General features: G+C 64.2%; 27 protein-coding genes. 15 read left to right on the top strand and 12 right to left on the bottom strand.

Annotated features, from left to right (window positions below; all coding sequences use genetic code 11):
• Positions 1-3 precede the first annotated feature (3 nt).
• Complete coding sequence (locus ACOZ4H_RS09260; RefSeq protein WP_424329003.1) at positions 4-2205, top strand: thioredoxin domain-containing protein; 2202 nt, start codon at positions 4-6, stop codon at positions 2203-2205.
• 2 nt (positions 2206-2207) lie between these two features.
• On the opposite strand, the gene ACOZ4H_RS09255 is transcribed toward ACOZ4H_RS09260, so the two are convergent.
• The 3 genes from ACOZ4H_RS09255 to ACOZ4H_RS09245 form a co-directional block, all read right to left on the bottom strand.
• A complete protein-coding gene (locus ACOZ4H_RS09255) occupies positions 2208-2597 on the bottom strand; it encodes a thioredoxin family protein (protein ID WP_424329002.1) in 390 nt (129 codons plus the stop codon).
• 109 nt (positions 2598-2706) lie between these two features.
• Positions 2707-4866 carry a beta-glucosidase family protein gene (locus ACOZ4H_RS09250; protein WP_424329001.1) on the bottom strand — a complete coding sequence of 720 codons (2160 nt, stop codon included), beginning with the start codon at positions 4864-4866 and terminating at the stop codon, positions 2707-2709.
• A 41-nt stretch (positions 4867-4907) separates the two neighbouring features.
• Positions 4908-6626 carry a histidine kinase N-terminal 7TM domain-containing protein gene (locus tag ACOZ4H_RS09245; protein ID WP_424329000.1) on the bottom strand — a complete coding sequence of 573 codons (1719 nt, stop codon included), beginning with the start codon at positions 6624-6626 and terminating at the stop codon, positions 4908-4910.
• Positions 6627-6653: 27 nt separating this feature from the next.
• Here ACOZ4H_RS09245 and ACOZ4H_RS09240 point away from each other — a divergent pair, with 27 nt between their 5' ends.
• Together ACOZ4H_RS09240 and ACOZ4H_RS09235 are read left to right on the top strand one after the other, a co-directional pair.
• Positions 6654-6977 (top strand): DUF5827 family protein, encoded by a 324-nt coding sequence (locus ACOZ4H_RS09240; protein WP_424328999.1) that lies wholly within the window; start codon positions 6654-6656, stop codon positions 6975-6977.
• Positions 6974-7798, top strand: coding sequence for an ATPase (locus ACOZ4H_RS09235; protein ID WP_424328998.1), 825 nt, complete (start codon positions 6974-6976; stop codon positions 7796-7798). The genes ACOZ4H_RS09240 and ACOZ4H_RS09235 overlap by 4 nt, the downstream gene beginning before the upstream one ends.
• A 21-nt stretch (positions 7799-7819) precedes the next feature.
• On the opposite strand, the gene ACOZ4H_RS09230 is transcribed toward ACOZ4H_RS09235, so the two are convergent.
• A complete protein-coding gene (locus tag ACOZ4H_RS09230; RefSeq protein ID WP_424328997.1) occupies positions 7820-8395 on the bottom strand; it encodes an MBL fold metallo-hydrolase in 576 nt (191 codons plus the stop codon).
• A gap of 112 nt (positions 8396-8507) precedes the next feature.
• Between ACOZ4H_RS09230 and ACOZ4H_RS09225 the strand changes: the two genes are divergently transcribed.
• The 5 genes from ACOZ4H_RS09225 to ACOZ4H_RS09205 all read left to right on the top strand — a co-directional run bounded on the left by ACOZ4H_RS09225 (position 8508) and on the right by ACOZ4H_RS09205 (position 11496).
• Positions 8508-9092 (top strand): response regulator, encoded by a 585-nt coding sequence (locus ACOZ4H_RS09225; RefSeq protein ID WP_424328996.1) that lies wholly within the window; start codon positions 8508-8510, stop codon positions 9090-9092.
• A gap of 10 nt (positions 9093-9102) precedes the next feature.
• The gene (locus ACOZ4H_RS09220; RefSeq protein ID WP_424328995.1) at positions 9103-9762 is read left to right on the top strand and encodes an RAD55 family ATPase; all 660 of its coding nucleotides are present in this window, start codon (positions 9103-9105) and stop codon (positions 9760-9762) included.
• A 78-nt stretch (positions 9763-9840) separates the two neighbouring features.
• A complete protein-coding gene (gene thyX, locus ACOZ4H_RS09215; protein ID WP_424328994.1) occupies positions 9841-10584 on the top strand; it encodes an FAD-dependent thymidylate synthase in 744 nt (247 codons plus the stop codon).
• Positions 10585-10782: 198 nt separating this feature from the next.
• Positions 10783-10956 carry a DUF7556 family protein gene (locus ACOZ4H_RS09210; protein ID WP_424328993.1) on the top strand — a complete coding sequence of 58 codons (174 nt, stop codon included), beginning with the start codon at positions 10783-10785 and terminating at the stop codon, positions 10954-10956.
• Positions 10957-11091: 135 nt separating this feature from the next.
• A complete protein-coding gene (locus tag ACOZ4H_RS09205) occupies positions 11092-11496 on the top strand; it encodes a translation initiation factor IF-2 subunit beta (protein WP_424328992.1) in 405 nt (134 codons plus the stop codon).
• Here the strand turns inward: ACOZ4H_RS09205 and ACOZ4H_RS09200 are convergent, their stop codons facing one another.
• From ACOZ4H_RS09200 to ACOZ4H_RS09175, 6 genes are all read right to left on the bottom strand, one after another.
• Positions 11497-11676, bottom strand: a complete 180-nt coding sequence (locus tag ACOZ4H_RS09200) for a hypothetical protein (protein WP_004515550.1) — start codon at positions 11674-11676, stop codon at positions 11497-11499.
• A gap of 72 nt (positions 11677-11748) precedes the next feature.
• Complete coding sequence (locus tag ACOZ4H_RS09195) at positions 11749-12717, bottom strand: transcription initiation factor IIB (RefSeq protein WP_424328991.1); 969 nt, start codon at positions 12715-12717, stop codon at positions 11749-11751.
• A gap of 479 nt (positions 12718-13196) precedes the next feature.
• Positions 13197-13499, bottom strand: coding sequence for a hypothetical protein (locus ACOZ4H_RS09190; protein ID WP_424328990.1), 303 nt, complete (start codon positions 13497-13499; stop codon positions 13197-13199).
• 55 nt (positions 13500-13554) lie between these two features.
• A complete protein-coding gene (locus ACOZ4H_RS09185) occupies positions 13555-13830 on the bottom strand; it encodes a winged helix-turn-helix domain-containing protein (protein WP_424330355.1) in 276 nt (91 codons plus the stop codon).
• Positions 13831-14031: 201 nt separating this feature from the next.
• Positions 14032-14535, bottom strand: a complete 504-nt coding sequence (locus ACOZ4H_RS09180; RefSeq protein ID WP_424328989.1) for a fasciclin domain-containing protein — start codon at positions 14533-14535, stop codon at positions 14032-14034.
• A 76-nt stretch (positions 14536-14611) separates the two neighbouring features.
• Positions 14612-14896 carry a DUF357 domain-containing protein gene (locus tag ACOZ4H_RS09175; RefSeq protein ID WP_424328988.1) on the bottom strand — a complete coding sequence of 95 codons (285 nt, stop codon included), beginning with the start codon at positions 14894-14896 and terminating at the stop codon, positions 14612-14614.
• A gap of 101 nt (positions 14897-14997) precedes the next feature.
• Here ACOZ4H_RS09175 and ACOZ4H_RS09170 point away from each other — a divergent pair, with 101 nt between their 5' ends.
• The 4 genes from ACOZ4H_RS09170 to ACOZ4H_RS09155 all read left to right on the top strand — a co-directional run bounded on the left by ACOZ4H_RS09170 (position 14998) and on the right by ACOZ4H_RS09155 (position 19856).
• Complete coding sequence (locus ACOZ4H_RS09170) at positions 14998-16047, top strand: NAD(P)/FAD-dependent oxidoreductase (protein WP_424328987.1); 1050 nt, start codon at positions 14998-15000, stop codon at positions 16045-16047.
• Positions 16048-16435: 388 nt separating this feature from the next.
• Entirely contained in the window at positions 16436-18355 is a 1920-nt protein-coding gene (locus ACOZ4H_RS09165) for an Ig-like domain-containing protein (RefSeq protein ID WP_424328986.1), read from the top strand.
• 63 nt (positions 18356-18418) lie between these two features.
• Complete coding sequence (locus tag ACOZ4H_RS09160) at positions 18419-19510, top strand: hypothetical protein (RefSeq protein ID WP_424328985.1); 1092 nt, start codon at positions 18419-18421, stop codon at positions 19508-19510.
• A 58-nt stretch (positions 19511-19568) separates the two neighbouring features.
• Positions 19569-19856 (top strand): DUF7545 family protein, encoded by a 288-nt coding sequence (locus tag ACOZ4H_RS09155; protein ID WP_049919156.1) that lies wholly within the window; start codon positions 19569-19571, stop codon positions 19854-19856.
• Positions 19857-19875: 19 nt separating this feature from the next.
• On the opposite strand, the gene ACOZ4H_RS09150 is transcribed toward ACOZ4H_RS09155, so the two are convergent.
• Positions 19876-20535 carry a 2,5-diamino-6-(ribosylamino)-4(3H)-pyrimidinone 5'-phosphate reductase gene (locus ACOZ4H_RS09150; protein WP_424328984.1) on the bottom strand — a complete coding sequence of 220 codons (660 nt, stop codon included), beginning with the start codon at positions 20533-20535 and terminating at the stop codon, positions 19876-19878.
• Between the two features lie 44 nt (positions 20536-20579).
• On the bottom strand, positions 20580-21038 hold the full coding sequence (locus ACOZ4H_RS09145) for a hypothetical protein (RefSeq protein WP_424328983.1): 459 nt from the start codon (positions 21036-21038) through the stop codon (positions 20580-20582).
• 243 nt (positions 21039-21281) lie between these two features.
• Between ACOZ4H_RS09145 and ACOZ4H_RS09140 the strand changes: the two genes are divergently transcribed.
• The 3 genes from ACOZ4H_RS09140 to ACOZ4H_RS09130 all read left to right on the top strand — a co-directional run bounded on the left by ACOZ4H_RS09140 (position 21282) and on the right by ACOZ4H_RS09130 (position 25116).
• Positions 21282-22562, top strand: a complete 1281-nt coding sequence (locus ACOZ4H_RS09140; RefSeq protein ID WP_424328982.1) for a Single-stranded DNA binding protein — start codon at positions 21282-21284, stop codon at positions 22560-22562.
• Positions 22559-24280, top strand: coding sequence for a hypothetical protein (locus ACOZ4H_RS09135; protein ID WP_424328981.1), 1722 nt, complete (start codon positions 22559-22561; stop codon positions 24278-24280). The genes ACOZ4H_RS09140 and ACOZ4H_RS09135 overlap by 4 nt, the downstream gene beginning before the upstream one ends.
• An 86-nt stretch (positions 24281-24366) precedes the next feature.
• Positions 24367-25116 carry a metallophosphoesterase gene (locus ACOZ4H_RS09130; RefSeq protein WP_424328980.1) on the top strand — a complete coding sequence of 250 codons (750 nt, stop codon included), beginning with the start codon at positions 24367-24369 and terminating at the stop codon, positions 25114-25116.
• The last annotated feature ends 11 nt before the right edge of the window (positions 25117-25127 follow it).

The following is a 25127-nucleotide window of genomic DNA, read 5'->3' as shown; positions in this document are numbered from 1 at the left end:
GGTATGAGCGATGCCACGGACCCCACAGCCCGAAATCGCCTCGACGAGGCGGAAAGCCCGTATCTCCGCCAGCACGCGGACAACCCCGTCAACTGGCAGCCCTGGGACGAGACAGCCCTGGAGGCCGCCAAGGAACGGGACGTACCCATCTTCCTCTCTATCGGCTACGCGGCGTGTCACTGGTGTCACGTCATGGAGGAGGAGAGCTTCGAGAACGAGGCCATCGCCGAGCAACTCAACGAGCACTTCGTCCCGATAAAGGTCGACCGCGAGGAACGCCCGGACCTCGATTCGGTGTACATGAGCATCTGCCAGCAGGTGACCGGCGGCGGTGGCTGGCCGCTGTCGGCCTGGCTCACGCCGGAGGGCGAGCCGTTCTACGTCGGGACGTACTTCCCGCCGGAGGAGAAGCGCGGCCAACCCGGGTTCGGCGACTTGCTCCAGCGGCTCGCTGACTCTTGGTCGGACCCCGAACAGCGCGAGGAGATGGAGAACCGCGCCCAGCAGTGGACCGAGGCCATCGAGAGCGACCTCGAAGCGACGCCGGCCGACCCGGCGGACCCCGCCGAAGATATCGTCCAGACCGCCGGAACCATCGCCCACCGCGGCGCGGACCGACAGGACGGGGGTTGGGGCTCCGGCGGGCCGAAGTTCCCCCAGAACGGCCGGCTGCACGCGCTGTTGCGAGCACACAGTGACGGCGGCCAGGAGGACTACCTGAACGTCGTCGAGGAGACGCTGGACGTGATGGCCGACCGAGGGCTGTACGACCACGTCGGCGGCGGCTTCCACCGCTACGCGACGGACCAGCAGTGGGCCGTCCCCCACTTCGAGAAGATGCTGTACGACAACGCCGAGATTCCGCGGGCGTTCCTCGCCGGCTATCAGGCCGTCGGTTCTGAGCGGTACGCCTCGGTCGTCCGGGAGACCTTCGAGTTCGTCCAGCGCGAACTCCAGCACCCCGACGGGGGCTTTTTCAGCACGCTGGATGCCGAGAGTGCGCCACATAGCGATTCGCAGGGCGACTCGGAACAGTCGAGCGGGGACAGCCCGCGAGACGACCCCGGCGGTGAAACTGAGGAGGGGCTGTTCTACGTCTGGACGCCCGAGCAGGTCCACGACGCCGTCGAGGACGAGACGGACGCCGAGATTTTCTGTGACTACTTCGGCGTCACCGAGCGAGGTAACTTCGAGGGCGCGACAGTGCTTGCCGTCCGGAAGCCGGTTCCGGTGCTGGCCGAGGAGTACGAGCGAAGCGAGGACGACATCACGGCGAGCCTCCAGCGGGCCCTGAACGAGACGTTCGAGGCCCGCAAAGAGCGGCCGCGGCCGGCCCGCGACGAGAAGATCCTGGCCGGCTGGAACGGTCTGATGATTCGGGCGCTCGCCGAGGGCGCGATTGTCCTCGATGACGCCTACGCCGACGTGGCCGCCGACGCCCTCTCGTTCGTCCGGGAACACCTCTGGGACGAAGACGAAAACCGGCTCAACCGCCGGTACAAGGACGGCGACGTGGCCATCGACGGCTACCTGGAGGACTACGCGTTCCTCGGCCGCGGCGCGCTGACGCTGTTCGAGGCGACCGGCGACGTGGAACATCTCGCGTTCGCGATGAACCTCGGCCAGGCCATCACGGAGGCGTTCTGGGACGACGACGAGGGCACGCTCTTTTTCACGCCGACCGGCGGCGAATCGCTGGTCGCGCGACCCCAGGAACTGACCGACCAGTCGACGCCCTCCAGCACCGGCGTCGCCGTCGACCTCCTGCTGTCGCTGTCCCATTTCAGCGACGATGACCGCTTCGAGACGGTCGCAGAGCGGGTCATCCGCACCCACGCCGACCGCGTCTCCTCGAACCCGCTCCAGCACGCCTCGCTCACGCTGGCGACGGACACCTACGAGCAGGGCGCGCTGGAACTGACGCTGGTCGGCGACCAGTCGGACTACCCGAGCGAGTGGACGGAGACCCTCGCCGGGCGGTACGTCCCGCGCCGCCTGCTCGCCCACCGACCGGCCGACGATACCGACTTCGAGCAGTGGCTCGACACGCTCGAACTGGACGAGTCACCGCCGATCTGGGCCGGCCGCGAGCAGGTCGACGACGAGCCGACGGTGTACGCCTGCCGGAACTTCGCCTGTTCGCCGCCGAAACACGACCTCGGTACGGCGTTAGAATGGGGTGCAGCGACCGACGACGGGGAGTAGCCTCACGCCATCGCGTCTTCGATCTGGTCAGCGAGAGACACGGCGATAGGGACCGGCTCTTCTTCGACGAACCGGGCGATCTCTTCCCCGTCGTGCTCGACGACGACCGTCGGGATGAGTTCGATGTCGTACTCCTCGACCTGTGGTCCGGTCTTCGAGCCGTCGTCTTCCTTCTCCACGGGGTAGTGGTGAATCTGGGCGTCCGGAATATTGGCGGCTTTCAGGGCCGCCCCGAAGTCGGGGAGCTGGGCCCGGCAGTCCTTGCACCAGTCGCCGCCCCAGATTTTGTACTCGAACTCGTCAGCGTAGCGTGTGAGAACGTCGACAGTGTCGGTGTAGGCGTCTTCGACCCACACTGGATTCGGCTCCATGGTTTCGAGCGTTTGACTCATAACTGGCTATATGTATTCAGGGGGCTTGAAATCCCCGGCCGCGGATTTTCCGCTGCAGACACGTCTTAGCCGACGAATCGGTGTTTCAGTCGATAGAGGGGCAGACGCGCTAGCGGTCGACTGTCGCAGTCGTCCGAACGTCTCGCGACGACCGGCCGATTTCGACGGTGTACGTTCCGGTATCGACCGTCCAGCCGTCCTCTGGGTCGTACCGTGAGAACGCCAGATCGTCCAGCGCCAGTTCCACCGTCTGGCGCTCGCCGGCGTCCAACTGCACGGCCTCGAACCCGGCGAGTTCGCGTGCCGGGCGGTCGACGCCAGCCACGGACGGCGGTCGGACGTAGGCCTGGACGACCTCTCGGCCCGGCCTGTTGTCGACGTTCTCGACGGGGACTGCGACTGTCTGCTCGCCTGTGGTTTCGGCATCGCCGTATTCGAACGTCGCGTACGAGTGGCCGTGGCCGAACGGGTAGGTCGGGTCCACGTCCGCGTCGTCGAAGTGCCGGTAGCCGACGAACACGCCCTCATCGTAGTAGACTTCATCGTCGACGCCGGGGTAGCGGCGTTCGTCCCCAACGGTCGGGTACTCGTTTTCTGGGGCGAAGGTGACCGGGAGCCGGCCGCTCGGGTCGCGGTCGCCGTAGAGGACGGCGGCCGCCGCGTCGCCGTCCGCCTGGCCGGGATACCACTGTTCGAGGACTGCGGCCACGTCCTCGCGCCACGGAAGTTCGACGGGGCCGCCGGACCTGATGACGACTACGGTGTTCTCGTTGGCCGCGGCGACGGCCGAAACGAGTTCGTCTTGCTGGCCTGGCAGTGCCAGTGATTCGCGATCCCGCGCCTCCGTCGTCGCATCGCGAACGAACACCACGGCGACATCGGCGGCCGCGGCCGCTTCGGCGGCGTCATCAAGCGACTGGTCCCGGTCGGCGGTGTCCTCAGCCGCACCGTCGGCTTCCTCGTCTTCGCCGACGAACGGCAGGAGGTCGAACAGCGAGACGGACTCGATCTGCGGCACGCCGAACGCTGTCGTGACTGCTCCCTCGGCGCGAGATTCTATCCCTTCGACTGGGGTAACCGAGTGGATCGGTGTCGTCTCGGAGGAACCGCCCCCGCCCAGTTTCGGCTCGTCGATGTTCGGCCCGATGACAGCCACGTCCGCCCCGTCATCCAGCGGCAGGACGCCGTCGTTGTCGAGCAGCACGGTCCCGCGGGCCGCCACGTCCGCGGCGATATCTCGGTGCCGCTGGCTGTCGAGTTCGCCGGTGTCGTCGTCGGTTTCACCGCCTTCGGCGGCGGTCTGATCGCTGTCCAGCCGCCCGAATCGGTCCATCTGGCCGAGAATCCGGCGGACCATGTCGTCCAGTCGGTCGGCCGGAACCTCGCCACTGTCGATGGCGTCGGCGAGCGGGTCGCCGAACAGGCCCGCGCGCGTCGCGTCCGGGATGCCGTCGGGCCATTCGAAGGCCGCGTCGCCGCCCTCGGTTTCGCTGTCGGCGGCTTCCGCCGCTCCGGGGGCTGCCACGCCGGGCATCTCTAAGTCCAGTCCCGCGTTCGCCGCACCGACGGTACTCTCCAGTCCGTACCAGTCCGAGACGACGTAGCCGTCGAACCCCCACTCGCCTTTGAGCACGTCGCCGACGAGGCGCTCGTGGTCGCTCATATGGATGCCGTTGACCCGGTTGTACGCCGTCATCACCGACCCAGCTCCGGCATCGACGGCCGAACGGAACGGTGGGAGATACAGCTCTCGGAGCGTCGGCTCGTCCACCTCGGCGCTGACGGTCGTGCGGTGTGTCTCCTGGTTGTTAGCGACGAAGTGTTTCACTGTGGCGACGACATCCGCGGACTGAATGCCGTCGATAAGGCCGGCCCCGACAGCGCCGGCGTGGACGGGGTCCTCGGAGAGATATTCGAAATTGCGACCGCAGTGTGGAACCCGAATGATGTTCACGCCGGGTGCGAGCAGCGCGTCCTGGCCGAGCGCCGTCGCCTCGCGGCCCATCGCTGCCCCGTGTCGCCGAGCCAGGTCGGGGTCGAACGTCGCCGCGGTCGCAATCGACGACGGAAAAGCAGTCGCACGCTGGCCCTCGGCGCGGATACCCAGCGGCCCGTCGACGAGACGAAACGGCGGAATCCCGGCCTCCTCGACGCCCGGCAGATACCCCGTCGCTATGCCCTCCGGGTCGGTTGCGCCGCGAACGAGGGCGAGTTTCTGTGGGCGGGACAGCCGGGCGAGCAACGCTCCAATGTGATCGTCGGCAGCCATACCGCAGTTCACAGCCGAACGGGCCTTATACTGTCGACTGCTCAGGACGGCGTCTCAGACAACTGTGTCGGCCTCGTTTCGAGCCCGGAAATAACGAGTTTCGCGCCGCCGGACCGGCTTTCCGTCATCTCGACGTCCCACCCGTGGGACTCGATGACGTGCTGGACGATGGCCAGTCCGAGGCCGGTTCCCGACTCGGAACTGGTAACGCCATGCGTGAATACCTCTTCTCGTTCCTCGGGCGGCACACCGGGGCCGTCGTCGCTGATCGTGAACCCGTCCGGGGTGGCGTCGACGCGTATCGTTACCCCCGCACCGCCGTGTTCCACGCTGTCGTCGGCCCCCGGCCGACTGCCCGTGGAGCCATGCTCCACGCTGTTCCGAAACACGTTCTCGAACAGCTGGAGGAGCTGGTCGCGGTCGCCGGTGATCTCCCTATCGCCGGCGATTCGCAAGGTCGCCCCTCCGGTGTCGACGTGGCCCCAGGCCGCCTTCGCCAGCGCCGAAAGCTGTAGCTTGACCCGGTCGGTCGTCTTCTCGTCGCGGGCGAAAGCGAGCACCTCGTCGATGAGGCTACTCATCCGGTCGTGGGCCGCTTCGACACGGTCGAACTCTTCGGGATCGTTCCGCTCTCGTGCCAGCGCCAGTCGGCCCGAGGCCACGTTCAGCGGGTTCCGCAAGTCGTGCGAGAGGACAGCGGCGAACTGGTCGAGCTGCTGGTTCCGGCGTTCGAGCTCCCGCTCGCGCTCTTTTTGCTCGGTGATTTCGTGGACGAGAAACACGCGTCCGACCAGCGCGTCGCGGGAGTCATACAGCGGAGTGAGCTGGACGTCGAAAAACCGGTCGTTCTGCTCGATGATGGCCTGCGTTTCCTCGGCATCGTCGTTCAGACCGCGGTACTTTTCGAGTAGCTCCGGCGACGTGTCGAGCGCGTCGTCGACGGACTGCCCGACGATGATTTCGTCCTCGAGCAGTCGGCGGCCGGCGTCGTTGGCCTCGATTATCGTGTCGTCCGTATCGACGACGAACACGGCGCTGTTGAGCGATTCGACGACCTCTCGGTAAGCGACCGGCGAGATATCCAGCAGCCGCCCTTTGAAAAATGCCCACGAGAGGACGATCCCGGTCCCTCCGACCAGCAAGGGAGTGAAGGCGATCTCGGTGTCTGCGAAGGTGCTGACGACGCTGCCGAACCACGGGAGGAAGACGGAGAGCAAGACGGCGTACACCTGTTTCCTATATAGACTGCCGGAGACGAGCGCGTAATGTATAATGAGGACACTCGAAACCGCGATGAGCGCGTACGAGTAAACCAGATGGCCCCAGAACACCGGGCCGAGAGCCATATTCCAGCCGTACATGCCAACATCCGCGGGGCCGGTGACGCGGTATATCAGGCCATCAGGGCCGGCGAGAAGCACAGTAAAGAACACCACAGGCTCGATAGTCAGGAGTGCGTACGTCCGTGGTCCGAGGAACCGTTCCTTCCCAGTGTAGGCCAGCGCGAACACCAACAGGCCACCGACGGAGATAACCACGCCAACGAAGACGGTGTGGGCCCAGACCAGAGCCAGTTCACTGCCGCGAGTGAGGATACCGACCGCGACAGAGGTGGTCCAGATCACGAGCCCGGCGAGCAGAACCGAGAGCGCGGTCCCGCCGGTGTAGTCGCGTCGACCCCACGCATACAGCGACAGCGCCCCGATGACGACGGCCACGACAAGCAGGAGAAAGGCGTAGCCGACGAGCAGCGTGGCCATTGGGTTATAATCCAGCCCAGCAAGTAAATGGGTTCCGCCCAGTTCGAGGGATTTACCCACTCGCTCGGCATACCGGCGGGTATGCCTGTCGACAAGCAGGAGTTCGACGAGATACTGTCGTTCGAACTCCACGAGCCCGCGGACATTCTCGACCCCGACAAACTGTACACCATCCCGGAAATCGCCCGCCTCCTCCAGGGCCTCCCGGCGGACGCCGAACTCAGCGAGGCCAACGAGTCGGTGTTCATCGACTGGGCGATCCCGTGGATGATCTTCAACCAGGACGACCTCGTGATAGCCGACCCGCAGGACGACGACGTAGTCGGGCTGTATGGCCTCGCCGAGTCATGAAGCTCCTCGTCGCCGGCAGTGACCGGGTCGACGCGGGCAAGACCACGTTCAGCGTCGGCCTGCTGGAGCGGACCAGCGCCCAGGGGTTCAAGCCCAGGGCGGGCAACAACTACTGGTTCGACCACGACGACTACCAGCGCGCAACGAACGGGGGGCGGCTGTACGGCAAGGACGCGAAGCGCCTCGCGGCCGCGTCACCGAGCGATGTCGCCCCGGAAGAACTCAACCCGATTCACCGCCTGTGGCATCCCTCGCCGGGGGCCGAGACGGGGCTGCTCGGCAAGGACAACCAGCAGTTCGTCGTCGACCGGGTCGGCCGCCCGAGTTCCGAAACGGGCGTCGAGTACGTCGTAAACGGGACCGTCGACCTGCCCGACTCTGTCGGCGAGCGACTCCCACTTGCTAACGCGCCACGGGTCACCTCAGTCGCCGATTTCAACGACCTGATGCGGGTGATGCACGTCGAAGCGCTGGAGTCGCTCGCCGCGGACATCGAATCGACGGACCGGGCGGTCGTCGAGTCCTACGGCGACGTGGCCCGGCCGCTGTCGGGCATCGAACCGGACGCCGTGGCCGTCGTCGAACCGGGCCGAGCGCGCATCTACGACGGCGACCGGTACAGCAAGGCCTGTCAGATCGCCACCGGCGGCCCCGGCGACGGCCAACTGGAGGAGCGGGTGCCAAACGTCGTCGACCTCATCGAGCAGGTCGCCGCGGTGCGCCTGCCCGCGCTCGACAGCGAGCAGCGCAACGACCCGGCGGCTGTCGCCGACGCGTACGACCACGCCTACGACGCGCTGCTGGCCTGTGCGTTCGACTAAAACTATCGCTCAGCCGCGCTCTCAGAACTTCGCGGCCTGCAGGGCCAGTTCGATGTCCTGGTACGGCGCGTCGGTGACGCTCGGTCCGTGGCCGGTGTGCATCTCCTGTAGGTCCTCGTCGACAACCGACAGGACCCGCTGGATACTGTCGACGAGCAGGTCACGGTCGCCCTCTTCGAGGTCGGTCCGGCCGAAGCTCCCGTTGGCGAACACGAGGTCGCCGGCGAACAGGACGCCGGCGTCCGCCGAATAAAAGCAGAGGTGGTCGTTCTTGTGGCCGGGCGTGTGCAGCGCCCGGTAGCCGTGGTCGCCCAGCTGTATCGTCTCGTCGTCAGCGATAGCGTGCTCGACGCCGTCTTGGTCCGTGTCGTAGCCGTACACCGGCACGTCGAAGGTGTCGACGACACTGTCGAGGTTCTCGACGTGGTCGTAGTGGGTGTGAGTGACGGCGACAGCGTCGATATCGTCGGCGTGTTCTTCGACAGCCGACACCACGTCGAACTCGTTGCCGACGTCGACCAGAACGGTTCGGTCCCCGGTGACGAGGAACACGTTGCTCGTGAAGGCCTGTTGCCCACGGGCGAGATTTCGAATCATTACCCGCCCATTGGCCGTCGTCCCGGATGTGGGTATCGTTCTGTCACCGGCCGCAATCACGCACCCACAGGGCTATGTACGTGGATATGCAAACGGGGGATAGTAGAACATTATGTCAGATTCGGACCTACCTGTGGTGCTTATCGTCGAAGACGAACCAGATGTTGCCGAGACGTACAAACTGTGGCTGCAACAGGAGTACGAGGTCCGCATGGCACAGAACGGCGACGAGGGCCTGGAGCAACTGGACGCGGATGTCGACGTCGTGTTGCTCGACCGGATGATGCCCGGCCTCTCCGGGGACGAAGTGCTGGAGCGCATTCGCGAGCGGGACCTGGGCTGTCGGGTGGCGATGGTCACCGCCGTCGAGCCGGACTTCGACATTCTGGAGATGGGCTTTGACGCATACCTCTCAAAGCCGATCCGGAGCGAACAGCTCCACGAGACGGTCGACAATCTGCTCGACCGCTCCGAGTACGACTCCCTGCTGCAGGAGTACTACGCGCTCGTCGAGAAGCAGGCGACGCTCGAAGCGACGAAATCGAGCGCAGAGCTGGCGGAGAGTGACCAGTACGACGAACTGAGCCAGAGAGTCGCTGAGATGCGAGACGACCTCTCGGAGACACTCGGTGGCATCGAAGACGACTCCGATTTCATCGCAACGCTTCGCGGACTGAGCGACGATGAAGACAACTGAGCGACAAACAATGTATGATCTCACCTCAGTACTAGAGTTCGATGCGCTCAGTGAGGTCCGGCCAGGGTCCAGCATCCTGATCTCCGGACCGGCAATGAGCGGGAAGGAACGACTCGCGTACGATGTGCTCGCCGATGGGCTGCGCAAGGGCAACGGCGCAGTTGTCGTGACGACCGGTGACGGCGCGGGCAGTGTCGTCGAGGAGTTCCGGTCGCTCGTGCCCGACCTCGACGACTCCCAACTCGGTGTCATCGACTGTCGCGGCGAAGGTGGCACAGACGAAGCGGCAATCGGCAACGCCCACGCCCACCACGTCTCTTCGCCCGGTGATCTCACCGGCATCGGTATCGGCATCACGAAGGCGCTGGAGGGACTGCACAACGCCGGCAACGAACAGGGCCGTCTGGCCCTCGTCTCGCTGTCAACGATGCTGACCTACACGGACAAGAAGACCGTATTCAAGTTCTGTCACGTGCTGTCCTCGCGGCTCGACTCCGCGGGCTACATCGGCGTGTTCACCATCGACTCCGGCGCTCACGATGACCAGACACTGCAGGTCATCAAGCAGGCGTTCGACGGGATGATCGACGTGCGCGACGCCGAGGGCGGCGGCCGCGAGGCCCGCGTGCTCGGACTGGCCGGCGAACCGACCGACTGGCAGGACATCTGATCACGTAGCCACAGGCGGTCCGAACATCGTGTCGGTCCGGTAAGGAAGTATTTTGCCGCTCCGGACCACCCACCCGATATGGACGTAAAGCTGCTCGAAGCGACAGACGACCCCGAGGATCTCATCTGCAAGGCAGCACGCAACGACTACAGCGACACCTCCGTCGGCAGCCAGTCCCTGGAAGCGACGATGGCTGAGGTCGACGGGGACACCCTTGACGACAAGAAAGAGACGCTCATCGGGCATCTGCTCGACCACGGCCACTTCGGCCCCTTCGAACACGCGCAGGCCACCTTCGCCGTCGAAGGCGTCTCCCGCTCCTGTATGGCCCAGATCACCCGCCACCGACACGTCTCCTTCGACGTGCAGTCGATGCGGTACGTCTCCTTCGACGATGTCGACCCCGAAGCCGTCCGCGAGGGCGAGATGGTCGTGACGCCGCCGTCCGCGACGGACCCGGACTGGGTGGGTCGGAACCAACAGAAAGCGAGCGTCTCCGACGAGGAGTTCGAAGAACGCGCGGAGATATTCAAAGACACCATCGAGCAGGCGGTCGAATCGTACCAGGAACTGCTTGAGCTGGGAATGCCGCCGGAAGACGCTCGGTTCGTGCTGCCAATCGGCACTAAGGTGAACATCGTGATGTCGATGAACGCCCGGATGCTGATGCACGTCGCGGACATGCGAGCCGCGGCGGACGCACAGTGGGAGATCCGGGAGATGACCGAGGAGATGCTCGACCTGGCAGCCGACTGGTGTCCCAAGACCTTCGACTACTACGAGCGGGAGATGAAAGGGCGCAAGAACCGGCTGGCTCCCTGACATATCCGGGACTGCTCGCGGCGATTCAGCGCGGCTGTCTCCGGCCGTTGGCATCGACGATTGTTGAATCGGCCTTGATACTCACAACGGCAATAGGAAGACACGAGTCGTTTTGTTGCATAAATGGCCGGGTTTCAGAGTATCAAAAGACGAAACGAGTACGACACATTCATTACCGCACATCCTAGATGAACAATTGTGTCTTACGAGGTTGAACGTCCCACCCGTCGGTCGGGAACTGCGTCTGATGTGATGTGTGCTGTCGACGATGTCGACGGCCAGCAGCGGTTCGTCATCGCCGATATTGCCCACGATGACACCTGGGTCTCGATGGTAGCGGACGAAACCTGTACACTTACAGCCTGGCGATAGCGGGCGACCACCGGCTGATACGGATTGTTGTAGATCACTTCCGGATAGTGCCGACCTCGGGATCGACACATACCGGTAAACCGACCCAGCAATCCGTATGAAAAGTTTTTGTCGACTGCTCCGTGACGTATGAGTATGGAATACGACGATATGCTTGACCGGGCGATGGAAGAGACACCCGAGATCGACGGCACAAGCGAACGCTTCGAGGTCCCGGACCCGGAGGTCCGCCAGGAAGGCAACGTCACCGTGTACGAGAACTTCCAGTCGACGTGTTCCCGACTCGGACGCGAGGACGACCACGTGATGAAGTTCCTCCAGAACGACCTCGGGACGAGCGGGCACATCGACGAGAGCGGCCGGGCGCGGCTGACCGGCGAGTTCGACGCCGACCGCATCGAGGCGTCTATCGACGATTACGTCGACGAGTTCGTGCTCTGCTCGGAGTGTGGGCTGCCGGACACGCAGCTAGAACGGGAACAGGGCGCGCTGCTGCTCCGCTGTGAAGCGTGTGGCGCACGCTCGGCGACGAGCGAGTAGCTACTGCAGACCTTTCAGCGTCTGCAAGTCGTTTTCCGTACGGGTGAAAACGGCGAGCCGATGGCTCGCGTGACAGTTCGGGCAGTGGAACGTCGTGTCGTGTCGCGGCAAGTCTGTCGGCGTCGACTCCCAGTCTTTCTTACACTCAGGACAGAGCAATCGCACGTACGCTTCCTCCATGTATGTTACTCACACACATGGCCAATGATAAAAAGCCTTGGCGTCTCCCCACCGGTCTGCCTTCATCGGGCGTTAGGCCGGAAGGTCTTCAGCTTCGAGGAGTTCCTTGTAGCGGTTTCGGATGGTCACTTCGGAGATGTCGGCCACGTCGCTGACCTGGCTCTGGGTGACCTTCTCGTTGGTCAACAGGGCGGCGGCGTAGACGGCCGCAGCGGCGATGCCGACCGGTGACTTGCCGGAGAGCATCCCAGACTGGCGGGCTCCCTCGACGAGGTCACGGGCCTGTCGCTGGGTCTCCTCGCTGAGTCCGAGGTCGGAGATGAACCGCGGGAGGTAGTGCTCCGGGTCCGCCGGCTGGACTTCGAGGCTGAGTTCCCTGACGATGTACCGGTAGGTCCGTGTGAGTTCCATCTTCTCGACTCGGGAGACGCGGGCCATCTCGTCGAGCGAGCGGGGGTTCCCGGCCATGCGAGCGGCCGCGTACAGCGCGGATGTCGCGACGCCCTCGATGGACCGGCCCGGGAGCAGGTCGTCACCGAGCGCGCGGCGGTAGATGACGCTGGCCGTCTCGCGGACGTTCTGGGGAAGCCCCAGTGCGGAGGCCATCCGGTCGATTTCGCCAAGCGCCTGCTTGAGGTTGCGCTCCTTGGAGTCCCGAGTCCGGAACCGCTCGTTCCAGGTTCGGAGCCGCTGCATCTTCTGGCGCTGCTCGCTGGAGAGGGAACGCCCGTAGGCGTCCTTGTTCTGCCAGCCGATGTTGGTCGAGAGGCCCTTGTCGTGCATCATGTTCGTCGTCGGCGCGCCGACGCGGGACTTGCGGTCCTTCTCGGCGGAGTTGAACGCCCGCCATTCCGGTCCGCGGTCGATCTCGTCCTCTTCGACGACCAGTCCACAGTCCTCACAGACTGTTTCGCCGTGTTCGGTGTCCGTGACGACGTTGCCGCTACATTCGGGACAGGTCTCTACGTCCTCCTGCTCCGTCGATTCGGTTATCTGCTCGTTTCGTTCTCGTGTGCTTGTCCGCGTTGTTGATTCACTCATGATTGGGAGTCCTGTTCTGCCGGGTGCAGAAATTTTAAGACCGTTTGGGGAAACTGTCTTACCCTATAGTTAGTCCGTAAAGTATATAAACCTTTCGCCGATTTTCCGCCAGGATCGCCGGACAGCGCCGTGATAAGAGATGACATGGCTAGAAATGCCCCTATATAACCTTGGTGGTCGTCGCCACCCTTCGTGCGCAACGCATATATGGGGGATTGCGGCGCCGTCTGACTCCGTCGATGCGCCGACGAACGACCAGCCTTCGCCTCGATACGGCCGCTCCGGAGAGGCTGGGAACGCCGATTCAGTCCCGGAGTTACCGGGTCAGCGGGAGTCACCGTGTGGTTCCGCACATCGTGGGGGAGTGATGAGATATAAAAAACGATGTTACCAGTCGATACAGTTTGGTTACAATTACGCTCCAGATGCATACATCCGCGCGACGAGAGCCCCCGTTCGTGGGATGTCGCGGCGACCGCTCAATCGAGCGAGATCCACGCCAGAAACAGCAGCCCTCCGAGTTCAAGTATCGCGACAAACGTCATTGCGCGGCCGGCGACAGGCGCGGCGCTTCGCAACAGCACGGCGACCTCCGGGTCAAGGACGTAGTAGTAGACGGACAGACAGTTCTCGGCGAGCAACAGTGACCCGAAGACGGTCAGTCCGAGGGCGTGTTTCGAGCCTACTGCCAGGTAGTTCCGGGTCCAGACTGACAGTAGCACGAGCAGGACCACGACGTTGAGCGCGGAAGCGACACTCGCCGCGGTCATCCAGACTGCCATCTGTGCCCTCCTATGCCGGCTCGTGGTAAGACTCCTTTCCCGATTTCAGCCATTGTCACTCGATCTCCGCGATGATTTCCTCGATGGTGTCCCAGTACTGTTCGGTCCTGTCCGTCAGCGTGTAGACGGAGCCGTAGTCGCCGCCGGTGTTGTCGACGACGCCGTTGTCCAACAGCACGTCGAGGTGGTGCCGGACGGTCTTGTAGTCGAGGTCGAGGTCCTCCGCCAGTTGGTTGGCGTTCCGGGGCCGTCGCTCGAGGGCCTTGAGGATACGGGCTCTGTTCGGCCCCCCACGGGTCCCGGAGAGAACGTACCAGAGGACACCCTCCATCACTGGCCCCAACTCCCGGGGCATACGTATATCCTCTGGCCGACTGCATGATAACTGCCCACGAACGCAACTGCAGTAGTTATTCGTCAGTAGCGAGCGTCGGGATCGGAAACGACCCGACCGCGGTCGATAAGGCGGTCAGCGGGGCCGGCGACTCTGGCCGGCCGCCACGCACGAACGTGAGACCCCGTGTGTGCCGGGTTACGGGAGTAAAACGCCGTTTTCGATGACGTGGATGAAACCGTTCGACGCCTCGATGTTCGTGGCGACGATGTCGGCCTGATCGCCGTTGAGGTTGGTCCCGTCGACATCTATTTTCGCCCCGTTGAGTGTTGGCAACTGAGAGGCGTTGACGATAGACTTCTCTTTGCGGCGGCCCGGTATCACGTGGTACAAGAGTATATCGGCGAGGTCATCTCGCGCGAGGAGTTCCTCTTTGCTAATACCGAGTTCGTTCAGCAGGTCGCCGAACGCAGCGTTCGTCGGCGCGAGCACTGTGAGTTGTCTGTTGCCGTCGAGTGCCCCGACAAGGCCTGCCTCGGCCAGCGCCTCAACCAGGGTTGTAAACTGACTATCATTCGAAGCAATATCGGCAATCGTCTCACCCTCACTCGGCGGCGAGGCACTGGCGGCACCGACACCACCGACCGCGACTGCTGTTCCGGCACCGATACTCCGCAGGACACTGCGCCTGGTCTGTTTCATGATGTGACCCGAAAGATTCGGAGGACTGTTGACACTTAACCGATTGCCGAACTGAGACCCAAATTAGGCCATAGTTTCAGACAGTGAATAGGTGACCGTCGGTCGGCACGTCGAAGAGGCCGATGCGTGCGCCCGCGTCCAGCCACGCGTGCCCGTACGAGAACGACGCCAGGGCGTTCACCAGATCGTCGTCGTCCCTGAAGTGGCGACCGTCCTCAAGATACGACGCCGCCATCTCCTCACACTCCAGGGCGGCGTCGTGCATCGGCGTCCCTTCAGGGGGCGCGACTGATGCCGCGTCAAGTGCCTCCGCGAGCAGTCCCTCGTAGCGGTCGGTCTTCTCTTCGATATCGGCGGCCATACCCCCAGCGAACGGTGGCAGCGGCCTAAGCGTGTCGTCCCGGTTCGAGTTCGGCGCACGACAACACAAGCTAAATACGGGCCGGTAGTTTAGCTTGACTAATGACAGAATCCGTCGAACACCGACGACTCATCGTCGCTGGCACCGGCGCAGCGGGACTGACAGCGGCCATCTACGCCGCCAGAAGCAACAACGACCCACTCGTTCTGGAAGGCGACGAACCGGGCGGGCAGCTCACGCTGACCAGCGAAGTCGAGAACTTCCCCGGCTTCCCCGAGGGGCTCTCCGGACCGGACCTCATCAACAATATGAAAGAGCAGGCCCAGCGGTTCGGGGCCGAACTCGAACACGGCATCGTCGCGGACATCGACGACAGCGAGCGGCCGTTCCGCGTGGAACTGTCGAACGGCGACGTGTACACTTGTGACGCCTTTATCGCCGCCTCCGGGGCCAGTGCCCGGACGCTGGGCGTCCCCGGCGAGGACGACCTGATGGGCTACGGCGTCTCGACGTGTGCCACCTGCGACGGCGCGTTCTTCCGCGGCGAGGACATGCTCGTCGTCGGCGGCGGCGACGCGGCCATGGAGGAGGCCCACTTCCTCACGAAGTTCGCCGACACCGTCTACATCGCACACCGCCGCGAGGAGTTCCGCGCCGAGGACTACTGGATCGACCGCGTCCAAAAGAAGGTCGACGAGGGCGAGATCGAGATCATGCGGAACACCGAACTGCTGGAGGTCCACGGCTCCCCCGAGGACGGCGTCGACCACGTCACCCTTGCACGGAACGACGAGGGGTATCCCTCGGAAAACCTCGACGACCCCGACACCGAGACGTTCGACTTCGACGTGGGCGCTGTCTTCATGGCCATCGGCCACACGCCCAACACCGGCTACCTCGAAGACACCGGCGTCGAACTCGACGACACCGGCTACATCGTCGCGAAGGGAGGCAAAGGCGGCGGGCAGACCGCCACCGACGTCGACGGCATCTTCGGTGCCGGCGACGTCGTCGACTACCACTACCAGCAGGCCGTCACCGCCGCCGGGATGGGCTGTAAAGCCGCCATCGACGCCGACGAATACCTCGAATCAGAGGCCGAGGCCGCCGCAGAGGCGGAGGCCGAAGCCGCCGCGGAAGCCGACGACTGACGCCGCCTACAGCGACGAATTACCAGCCAATAGACGGTCAGTTTTTATACCTGACAGGCGAGGAGCCATCGCAACAGTATCGGTTCGGTTCCGCTGCCAGTCGACAGATATCGAGTTCGCCACCACCGGTCACCGGAGCTACAAATTCGTTTTGGTTATTTAGAATGATAATATTGGGGTAAGGTATTAATCAGATACCTCAGAAGATATACCTAAGAAGGTCAGTGGCTCGGTACGGACGGTGGGCGGTCGTCGGCAGGTCGATTGGTCACGGCCTGGTATCCCAGCGAATCACGCACTACCCGGTCTAGCTGTGTGTATACTGAAGCGGCTATCCAGCGCGGTCCGGGACAGAACAACCAGCTGTCCGCACTGACAGACATAAAAAATGACAGGCTCCACGTCACGAACACGAACGCAGGCGCTCGGATTATCAATACTGTTACTGATCGCAGTGTTTGCGACAACAGTCACGTTCTCGGCTAGCGTCAGCGCGGCGGTCAACAGTTCGACTTTCACGGTTACAGACGATCCCGTTACACCGGACGGTCAGATAACCGTCGAGGGCAACGTCGATTCTTCCGGTGAGGTTACGTTCCTCATTCAGGACCCCGCTGATGACGACATCGCCACGGTGACAAAATCGGTGTCGAAGGATTTCTCCGTCACCCTCGATCTGAGTGCGATGGACTTCGGCGACGGTCTCGACGCCGGAGAGGCGACGATATCCGCCGACAAGGGAACCGGGTTTACGTCCGCTGAGGCATCGACCACGTTCATCGTCGACAATGAGTATCCCACGGCTAACATCGAATCGCCCGCTGACGGAGCGAATCTGACCAGTCCCGCGACTATCACCGGGACTGCCGGTGACGACAACAGCATAGACAGCGTCGAAATATCACTCCAGCGGAGCGACGGAAAGTACTACGACGGCTCCGGCTGGCAGGATTCGGAACAGTGGCTGAGCGTCTCCGGAACGTCGGACTGGAGTTACAATACGAGCGACAACGGCATCAGTGATGACGACTCGTACACTGCGTCAGTTCGCGTAACAGATGCCGCCGGACAGACGCGGTCGTACTCTGCAGGGCCGCCGACGCCGGACGGAAACACGTTGCAGGTCGAGTACGCGGTCGACACGACGGAGCCGACACTGGAGAACGTGAAAGTCACTGAAAAAGGCGGCGACGACACCGTCGAAGTTGGAGACACAGTCAAAGTCTCTGCAAAGGTGACTGATAATCAGGCTGGTGTCGATACGGTGACCGTCGACGCGTCGTCCCTCGGCGGCGATGGATCGCTAACCCTGTCGCACACTTCCGGTGACACGTACTACGATTCCTTCACGGTATCGGACCCGACAGCGAGCGATGGCGACGTCTCGCTGACGCTTACTGCGACCGATGGCTTCGGTACTACGGACACCGCGACGGACTCGGTGACGCTTGAGACCGTAATCGCGTCTGTTGACAGTCTGCAGGTCCATCAGGAGTTCGTCGGCGTTGTCGAAGACTCGAACACATCGGTACGAGTGACGGCATCGGGTGTCCGTGATGCACAGGGGAACCTCATCGCCAGTGGCGGCGCAGCCACCGAGACTGCAGACATCGAAATCGCCGGTACGACCTACACTGTCGACGTGAACGATGGCGCTATCGACGGTCGGATCGATCCCACGAACATCGCGGACGACGCAGCGACCGGGGAGACCACGGTCGAAGTCACGCAAGCCGACGCTGGGTCAGACACCGATACGCTCACGCTCGTCCACGAGGCTAACGGGCTGGACGAGGGGTATCAGGTCGAAGGAACTCCGATGGACGCGGAGGACGTTGTCTTCCAGAACGTCAGCGACGTGACGACGTACGACCCAACCGCCGATAACTCGAAGTGGGTGTCGCCGACGGAGAAGGAGGCCGGGGAAGGATACTACGTCTACGGTGAATCCTCGAGCGCACGCGTGGGGTACACGTACAGCCAGACCGGCCAGCTGCACTCGCGGTACCTCCACGAGGGGTACAATCTCGTCTCCGCAACGCCGGACCTGAACGCGGAGTCGTCGGTCGACGTGACCGACGACCTCGGGGACGGCGTCGATGTCGGCAGCGACGTCACGGTGTACGTCCGCGATGAGAGCGTGGACCTCACGGACCCATCCGGCGACGCTGACACGTCGGCGTTTACCGAAGTCACGGATGGCACGAAGGATGTCAGCGAGTACGATGGGTACTTCGTCTACGTGGATTCCGGGACGGAAATCCGAACGGTCGAGGAAGCCGGATACAACCCGAGCGAAGGGAGCTAACCGACTAGAGATGCAAACGAGCGCAGCTCTCCAGTCAGTTACCCGCCGTTGTTGGACTTGCTTATGACGCACGGGTCGCAACGATTCAATCCACGACGAGGGGTCGCCGTCGCGCTGGTCGTGTTACTCGCAGTTGTCACCGGAGCCAGTGTCGGACTCTCGGTTGCTCAGACAGCCGCGCCGAACGCGTACTACGGGGCTGCTGAGTCCAGCACCGGAACGCCGGCTCCTGAGGGAACGACTATCGTTGCTGTGGCGAACGGCGAAGTTCAGGACTCGATAACCGTCGACACTGCCGGCGAGTACGGCGGTTCCGAGGCCACCGCGGACAAACTACGGGTCAGCAGCGACATCGATTCGACGGTCACGTTCCACGTCGATAGCGCCGACGGCCCGGAGGCCGAGGAGACTGATCCGGACCCGCAGGGAGAGGTCGAGCGGCTTGATCTTACCTTCCCAGGCGGAACGTTTGGCGGTGCCACACCGACGCCCACACCGACCGAAACGGAGACGCCAACCGAGACGCCGACCGAAACCGCCACCGCGACCGAAACGGCCACCGCGACCGAAACGGAGACCGCTGTCGAGACGCAGACAGAGACCCCCTCGGAAACCGACACTGCCGCGGCGACGGCGTCACCTAGCTCGGGTGGGACAGAGAGTTCGTCTCCCGACGCCACCGAATCAGCGGCTACACAAGCAGCGTCGGATACAGAAGGAGAGTCAGTGGCCTCGACTGCGACAGCCACCGGGGGACGTAGCCAGGGAGACCGCTTCCGAGTCACGAGCGCCGAACTGAACCGGACACAGGTACCGCCCGGTGGCGCGGTGGCCGTCAACGCTACCGTCAGAAACGACGGCAACGAAACAGAGAGCCAATCCGTCACGCTCTCAGTCGACGGCACTCCGGTTGAGGAGCGCAACGTCACCCTTGCAGGTGGGACCGCAGACCAGATTGCGTTCCGGTACCGTGCGAACCAGACAGGCGAGTTCACAATCACCGTTGGATTCACCACAGCCGGAACGCTCACAGTGGGCGAGAACGGCGGGCTGATTCCCTGGGGGCTGCTCAAGACAGTGGCCCTCTACCTCGGCGCTACGGTCGCCGTCGTCTATGGGGTGCTGAAAGGACTCGCGATCTACTTGGGGTACTGAGTCCCGCCGTCAGTCCCACATCCACAGACCCTTTAGGACAGCCCCCGGAGTCGATGACATGGCAACCAACACTGTCACGCTGACTATCGACGATGGCGAGGAAACCGACGAACTCACAGTCCCGAGCGAACTCGTGGACATCCTCCGAGAGTCGCCGGACGAGACGGACCCGCAGGTCGTCGGCGACATCGCGATGTTCGGCATGACCCAGCGGATTCACAGCGCCGTCCACCACGCCCAGGGCGAGCCGGACGAGCAGATCGTCGCGCTCGAGGAAGAGACGAGCGAGCTGTTCGAGGAGCGCTTCGGCCAGTCCTTCGCCGAGCTGACCGGCCACGACCACTGATTTCGACGCTCGACAGTTCCTATAACTGCCAGTGAAGCACCACGCCGTCGTCGACCCGTTCGACGCCGGCCAGCTCCGGCTCCGGGAAGTCCTCGATGAAGCCGTCACCGTCGGCCAGCGTCGGGGCGTCCCGGCCGCCGATGACTTTCGGGCCGATATAGACGAACAGTTCGTCGACCAGCGCCTCGTCTAACAGGCCGAAGATGAGTTCGCCGCCGCCTTCGACCATGAGCTGGTCGATACCGTCGCCCTCCAGTTTCGCGAGCGTCGTCGTGAGGTCGACCCGGTCCTGACCGGCAGCGATGACGTACGCGCCGGCGTCTTCCATCTCCTCGATGAAGTCCGGCGGCGCGGCTTCGCTGACGAGGAGGTAGGTCTGGGCACTGTCGTCCAGGACCGAGGCGTCCGGCGGCGTCCGGATTCTGGAGTCGGCGACGACGCGAGCGGGATTCGGCGGGTCGCCGCGTTCAGCCCGGGCGGCGCGGCGGTCAGGATCGTCGACGGTCAGTGAGGGGTCGTCGGCGAGAACTGTGCCGACGCCGACCATCACGGCGTCGCTGTCGGCTCGGAGCTGGTCGACGCGGTCGAAGTCGTCCGGTCCGGAGATAGCGATCTGTTCGCGGCGGCGGGAGGAGAGCTTCCCGTCGACACTCATGGCGGCGTTGACGACGACGTGCATACTCGTTCGTGCCGGCGACACGTCAAACGGCTTTTGGGTTACAGTCAGGAGGACGTTGTTTCGGGGCGCTTCGAGAGCTTCCGAACGTCGAGTTTCTTCACCGTACCGTCGGCGGTTTTCAGCTTCAGAACCGTCTTTTTCAGTACGAGTTCCTCGACGTCGAGCGTTGTTTCGGTGGTCCAGCCCCGGAGTCTGACCATCCCTTCCTCGTCGATTTCGATGAACGTGCGGGGCTTGCGCTGGGAGCCCATCGTCCACTCCTCGTCACCGACGGAGAGTTCCTGCCCGCCGCTTTTCGACCAGCGGAACACGCAGGCGAACTGCTCGCGGGGTTCGTCACCGCGGTCGTGGTCGACGCGGGTCCACTGCTCGAAGTCGACGCCGAAATGAGCGGCCCACAGCTCCAGATACTCGAAATCGAACTTCTTCTTGCCGTCGTTGTTCCGACCGCTCCGCCAGATGACGTGGGCCTCAGACGGTTTCGACCCGAACATACTGCCCACAGTCAGGCCCCCGGTAGGCTGCCTTCATTATCAGATTCGATATCATACACTCCGACTGTTCGAATATCTCCAATAGCGGACTCTTTGGCCGTTCGATACGTTCCGACGCGGTCAACGCCCATATGCTGAGAGATTACAGTATCATAAATAAGAATTGTGGGCGATTTTGTCCAGGTGTGAACGGGCGTGTCGCGCGCGGCTGGCCGAAAACGCTTTTGAGTGCTCCCGTCGAACCGTCAGTCGATGTCTCTCGAAGACCATGCCGAGGAGCTCGCCTCCGACCTCGGTGTTGACAAAGAGGAGGTCACACGCGACCTGGAGAACCTCGTGAACTACTCCGTCCCGATGGACGAGGCCAAGCAGAGCCTCAGACGGAAGTACGGCGATAGCGGCTCGGGCGGCGACGGCACGCCGTCGAGCAAGGCCATCAGCGAGGTGTCGACCGACGACTCCAACGTGACAGTCACCGCCGTGGTGCTCACGTCGGGTCGCCGGTCCATCCAGTACAACGGGGAACAGCACGTCATCCGCGAGGGCGAACTCGCCGACGAGACGGGGAAGATATCCTACACGGCCTGGGACGGCTTCTCGGGCGACCTCCAGCCCGGCCAGACCGTCCGGCTCGGCAACGCCGGCGTCCGCGAATGGGACGGCCAACCGGAGCTCAATCTGGGCGACAGCACCGACCCGGAAGTCGTCGACGAGACGCTCGACATCGACTACGAGGTCGGCGGCCGCGCCGCGCTGCAGGACCTCGCGCCGGGTGACCGCGGCATCACTGTGGAGGTGCAGGTGCTGGAGTGCGAGCAGAAGGTCATCGACGGCCGCGACGGCGAGACGACGATTCTCAGCGGCGTCCTCGGCGACGAGAGCGGCCGGCTCCCCTTCACCGACTGGGAGCCCCACGACGAAATCGAGGAAGGGGCGTCCGTGCGCCTCGAAGAGACGTTCGTCCGCGAGTTCCGCGGCGCGCCATCGGTGAACGTCTCGGAGTTCTCGACGGTGACCGCGCTGGACCGCACGGTCGAGGTGGCCGAAGACGCTCCGCGGCTGTCGATCCGCGAGGCCGTCGAGAGCGGCGGCCTGTTCGACGTGGAACTGGCCGGCAACGTCATCGAGGTGCGGGACGGCTCCGGCCTCATCGAGCGTTGTCCGGAGTGTGGCCGCGTCATCCAGAACGGCCAGTGCCGCTCCCACGGCGCTGTCGAGGGCGAGGACGACCTGCGGACGAAGGCCATCCTCGACGACGGCACCGACACCGTTACCGCGGTGCTTGACGACGAACTCACTGCCAGGGTGTACGGCGGCGACCTCGACGACGCCCGCGAGCACGCCCGCGATGCGATGGACAAAGAAGTGGTCGCCGAGCGCATCAGTGACCGCATCGTGGGCCGCGAGTACGTCGTCCGCGGGTCGCTGTCGGTCGACGAGTACGGCGCGAACCTCACCGCTTCGACCTTTACCGAGGCCGACGACGACCCGGCGGCGCGTGCGCAGACGCTCCTCAAGGAGGCAGACGCATGAGCGAATCCGGAGATAGCGGCCCCGGCCGCCGGGAGGTCGCTCATCGGCTGTTCGCCGCGGAGTTCGACGACGCCGACTTCTCGTACTCCGAGTCCGACGAGGAGCGCGCGCCGAACTACGTCGTCACGCCGACCGGTGCGCGGATCAACCGACTGTTCCTCGTCGGTGTCCTCACCGAACTCGAACAGGTCAACGACGACGTGCTCCGTGCCCGCGTCGTGGACCCGACCGGGCCGTTCGTCATCTACGCCGGCCAGTACCAGCCGGACGAACTGGCCTTCCTCGAAGCCGCCGACCCGCCGATGTTCGTCGCCGTCACGGGCAAGGCCCGCACCTTCCAGCCCGACGACAGCGACCGGGTGTTCACCTCGGTGCGACCCGAGAGTATCAGCGAGGTCGACGCGGACACGCGGGACCGCTGGGTCGTCCAGGCCGCCGAGCAGACTGTCTCACGCATCGGGCAGATAGCCAGCGCGAAACAGGCCGGCCTGGCCGGCGACGAACTCCGCCTCGCGCTGCTGGACCAGGGCATCGACGAGAGCGCCGCGGCCGGCATCACGCTCGCGCTGGATCATTACGGCACGACCGGCGACTACCTCGACGCGCTCCGAACGACGGCGCTCGACGCCGCTCGCGTCGTCGCCGGCGACACGGATGAAGCGGAAGGGTTGTCGCTATCGCCGGGCGACGGGACCGACGACCCGATTCCGCTGCTCGCCTCCCTCGACCTCGATACTGACGTTTCCACGCCGGCAGCGACGACGGACGAGACAGGCGCAGACACGACGGCTGACGAACCGGCGACGGAGACAGCAGCCGATGAGACGGCGACTGAGACGACAGGGAGCGACACGGCCACAGACGAGCCAGCAGCAGAACCGGCAGCCGGGACGGCATCCGAGGACACCGCGGCTGAAACGGCCATCGATGAAGAACCGGAGGCCTCAGAGGCGACTTCGGCTTCGGAAACCGGAACGGTGGACACCGAACCCGACACGTCGACTACGGCCGCGTCACCGAGCGAGGCGGAACAGTCGTCCGGGACCGACGGTGTGTCAGGCAGTGAGACGCTGGAGGAGAGCGACTCTGACGCCGCCGAGCCGGAGACAGCTACGTCGACGACCCCAGACAGCGACACAGCGGCGACAGACGCGGACGAGGACCTCGGCGAGTTCGATCCGGAGTTCGAACTGGACGACGACGAGCGCGAGGAGATTGAGCAGGAGTACGGCACAGACTTCCAGAGCGGGACCGAAGTCGACGAGCCCGGTGAGGCCGACATCGAGACGCCGGACCCCGAAGACCTGGCCGACGCGGCCGAGGAAGGCGCGCCGGCTGCCGCCGCCGACGCCGAGCCCGCGCCCGAATCAGCCGGCGCACCGGCCGGCGACGAATCCCCCGAGCCAAGCGCCGACGCGGCCACGAGCGACGCGCCCGCCGAAACACCCGAGACCGCGACAGACGCCGGAGCCGACGAGACGACCGCCGGCGAGTCCGCGGGTGAGGACGTGCCCGCTGAGGACGTTGACCTCGAAGATGCCGTCATGGAGGTCATGGACGAACTCGACGACGGCAGCGGGGCCGACCGCGAGGAACTGCTGACGGCGGTCGTCGACCGCTACGGGGCCGACGCCGATGCGGTTGACGACGCCATTCAGGACGCCCTGATGGGCGGTCGGTGTTACGAGCCCGACGACGGGAAGCTCACGCCGATATAGAACGGACAGCGGTTCACAGCCGCTTCCGAGACCGACTCGGAAGCGAGCCGCGGTGCTTTTCTCGCCAGACGGCCAATACGAGAGCGATGCGTGTCGAACCGCTTCCCGGCGTTCCAGCGGCTACCGTTGACACCGACGGGGAGCGACTGCTGGCGGTGGCCGATTACCACGCCGGCATCGAGGCGGGGCTTAGATACGAGGGCGTCGAACTCCAACCAGCCGCCGAGGACCGCCGGGAGCAATTGCTGACATGCCTGCGGCGCGCTCGCGCCGACCGGCTGGTGGTCGTCGGCGATCTAGGCCACGCTATCGGCGACCCGTTTGATGACGAGCGTGCGGAACTCGAAACGCTGTTCGACGCCCTGGATGTGCCCGTGACACTGGTGAAAGGGAACCACGACGGCAGCTTAGAGCCGGTCCTGGCCGACCTCGACGCCGACGTCGAAGTGACGCCGGGACACGGCACGCGCATCGGCGCTGTCGGGTTCGCCCACGGCCACACCTGGCCCGCGCCGGACGTGCTCACGGCTGATGTCGTCTGTGTCGGTCACGAACACCCAGTCGTCCGGCTGGAGGACAGCGTCGGCGGTACACAGAAGGAGCGGGCCTGGCTTCGCGGCTCGCTGGTGGCTGACCCCTTTTCCGAACAGTTCGACCAGCCGGTCGAGGACCCACCGGATATCGTCGTCTTCCCGGCCTTTAACGACCGCTCCGGGGGGACGTGGATCAACGTCGACGGCCAGGAGTTCCTGGCTCCGTTCCTGCCCGGGGGGATGGCGGGTGCCGAGGCGTTCCTGCTCGATGGCACGCGGTTAGGGGCCTACCAGCAGGTCTGATCGGGGGGTCT

Source organism: Haloarcula amylolytica (genome assembly GCF_049705545.1).
In the GTDB taxonomy this organism is placed as follows: Archaea; Halobacteriota; Halobacteria; order Halobacteriales; family Haloarculaceae; genus Haloarcula; species Haloarcula amylolytica_B.
This window is presented reverse-complemented; position numbering and strand designations above follow the sequence as displayed.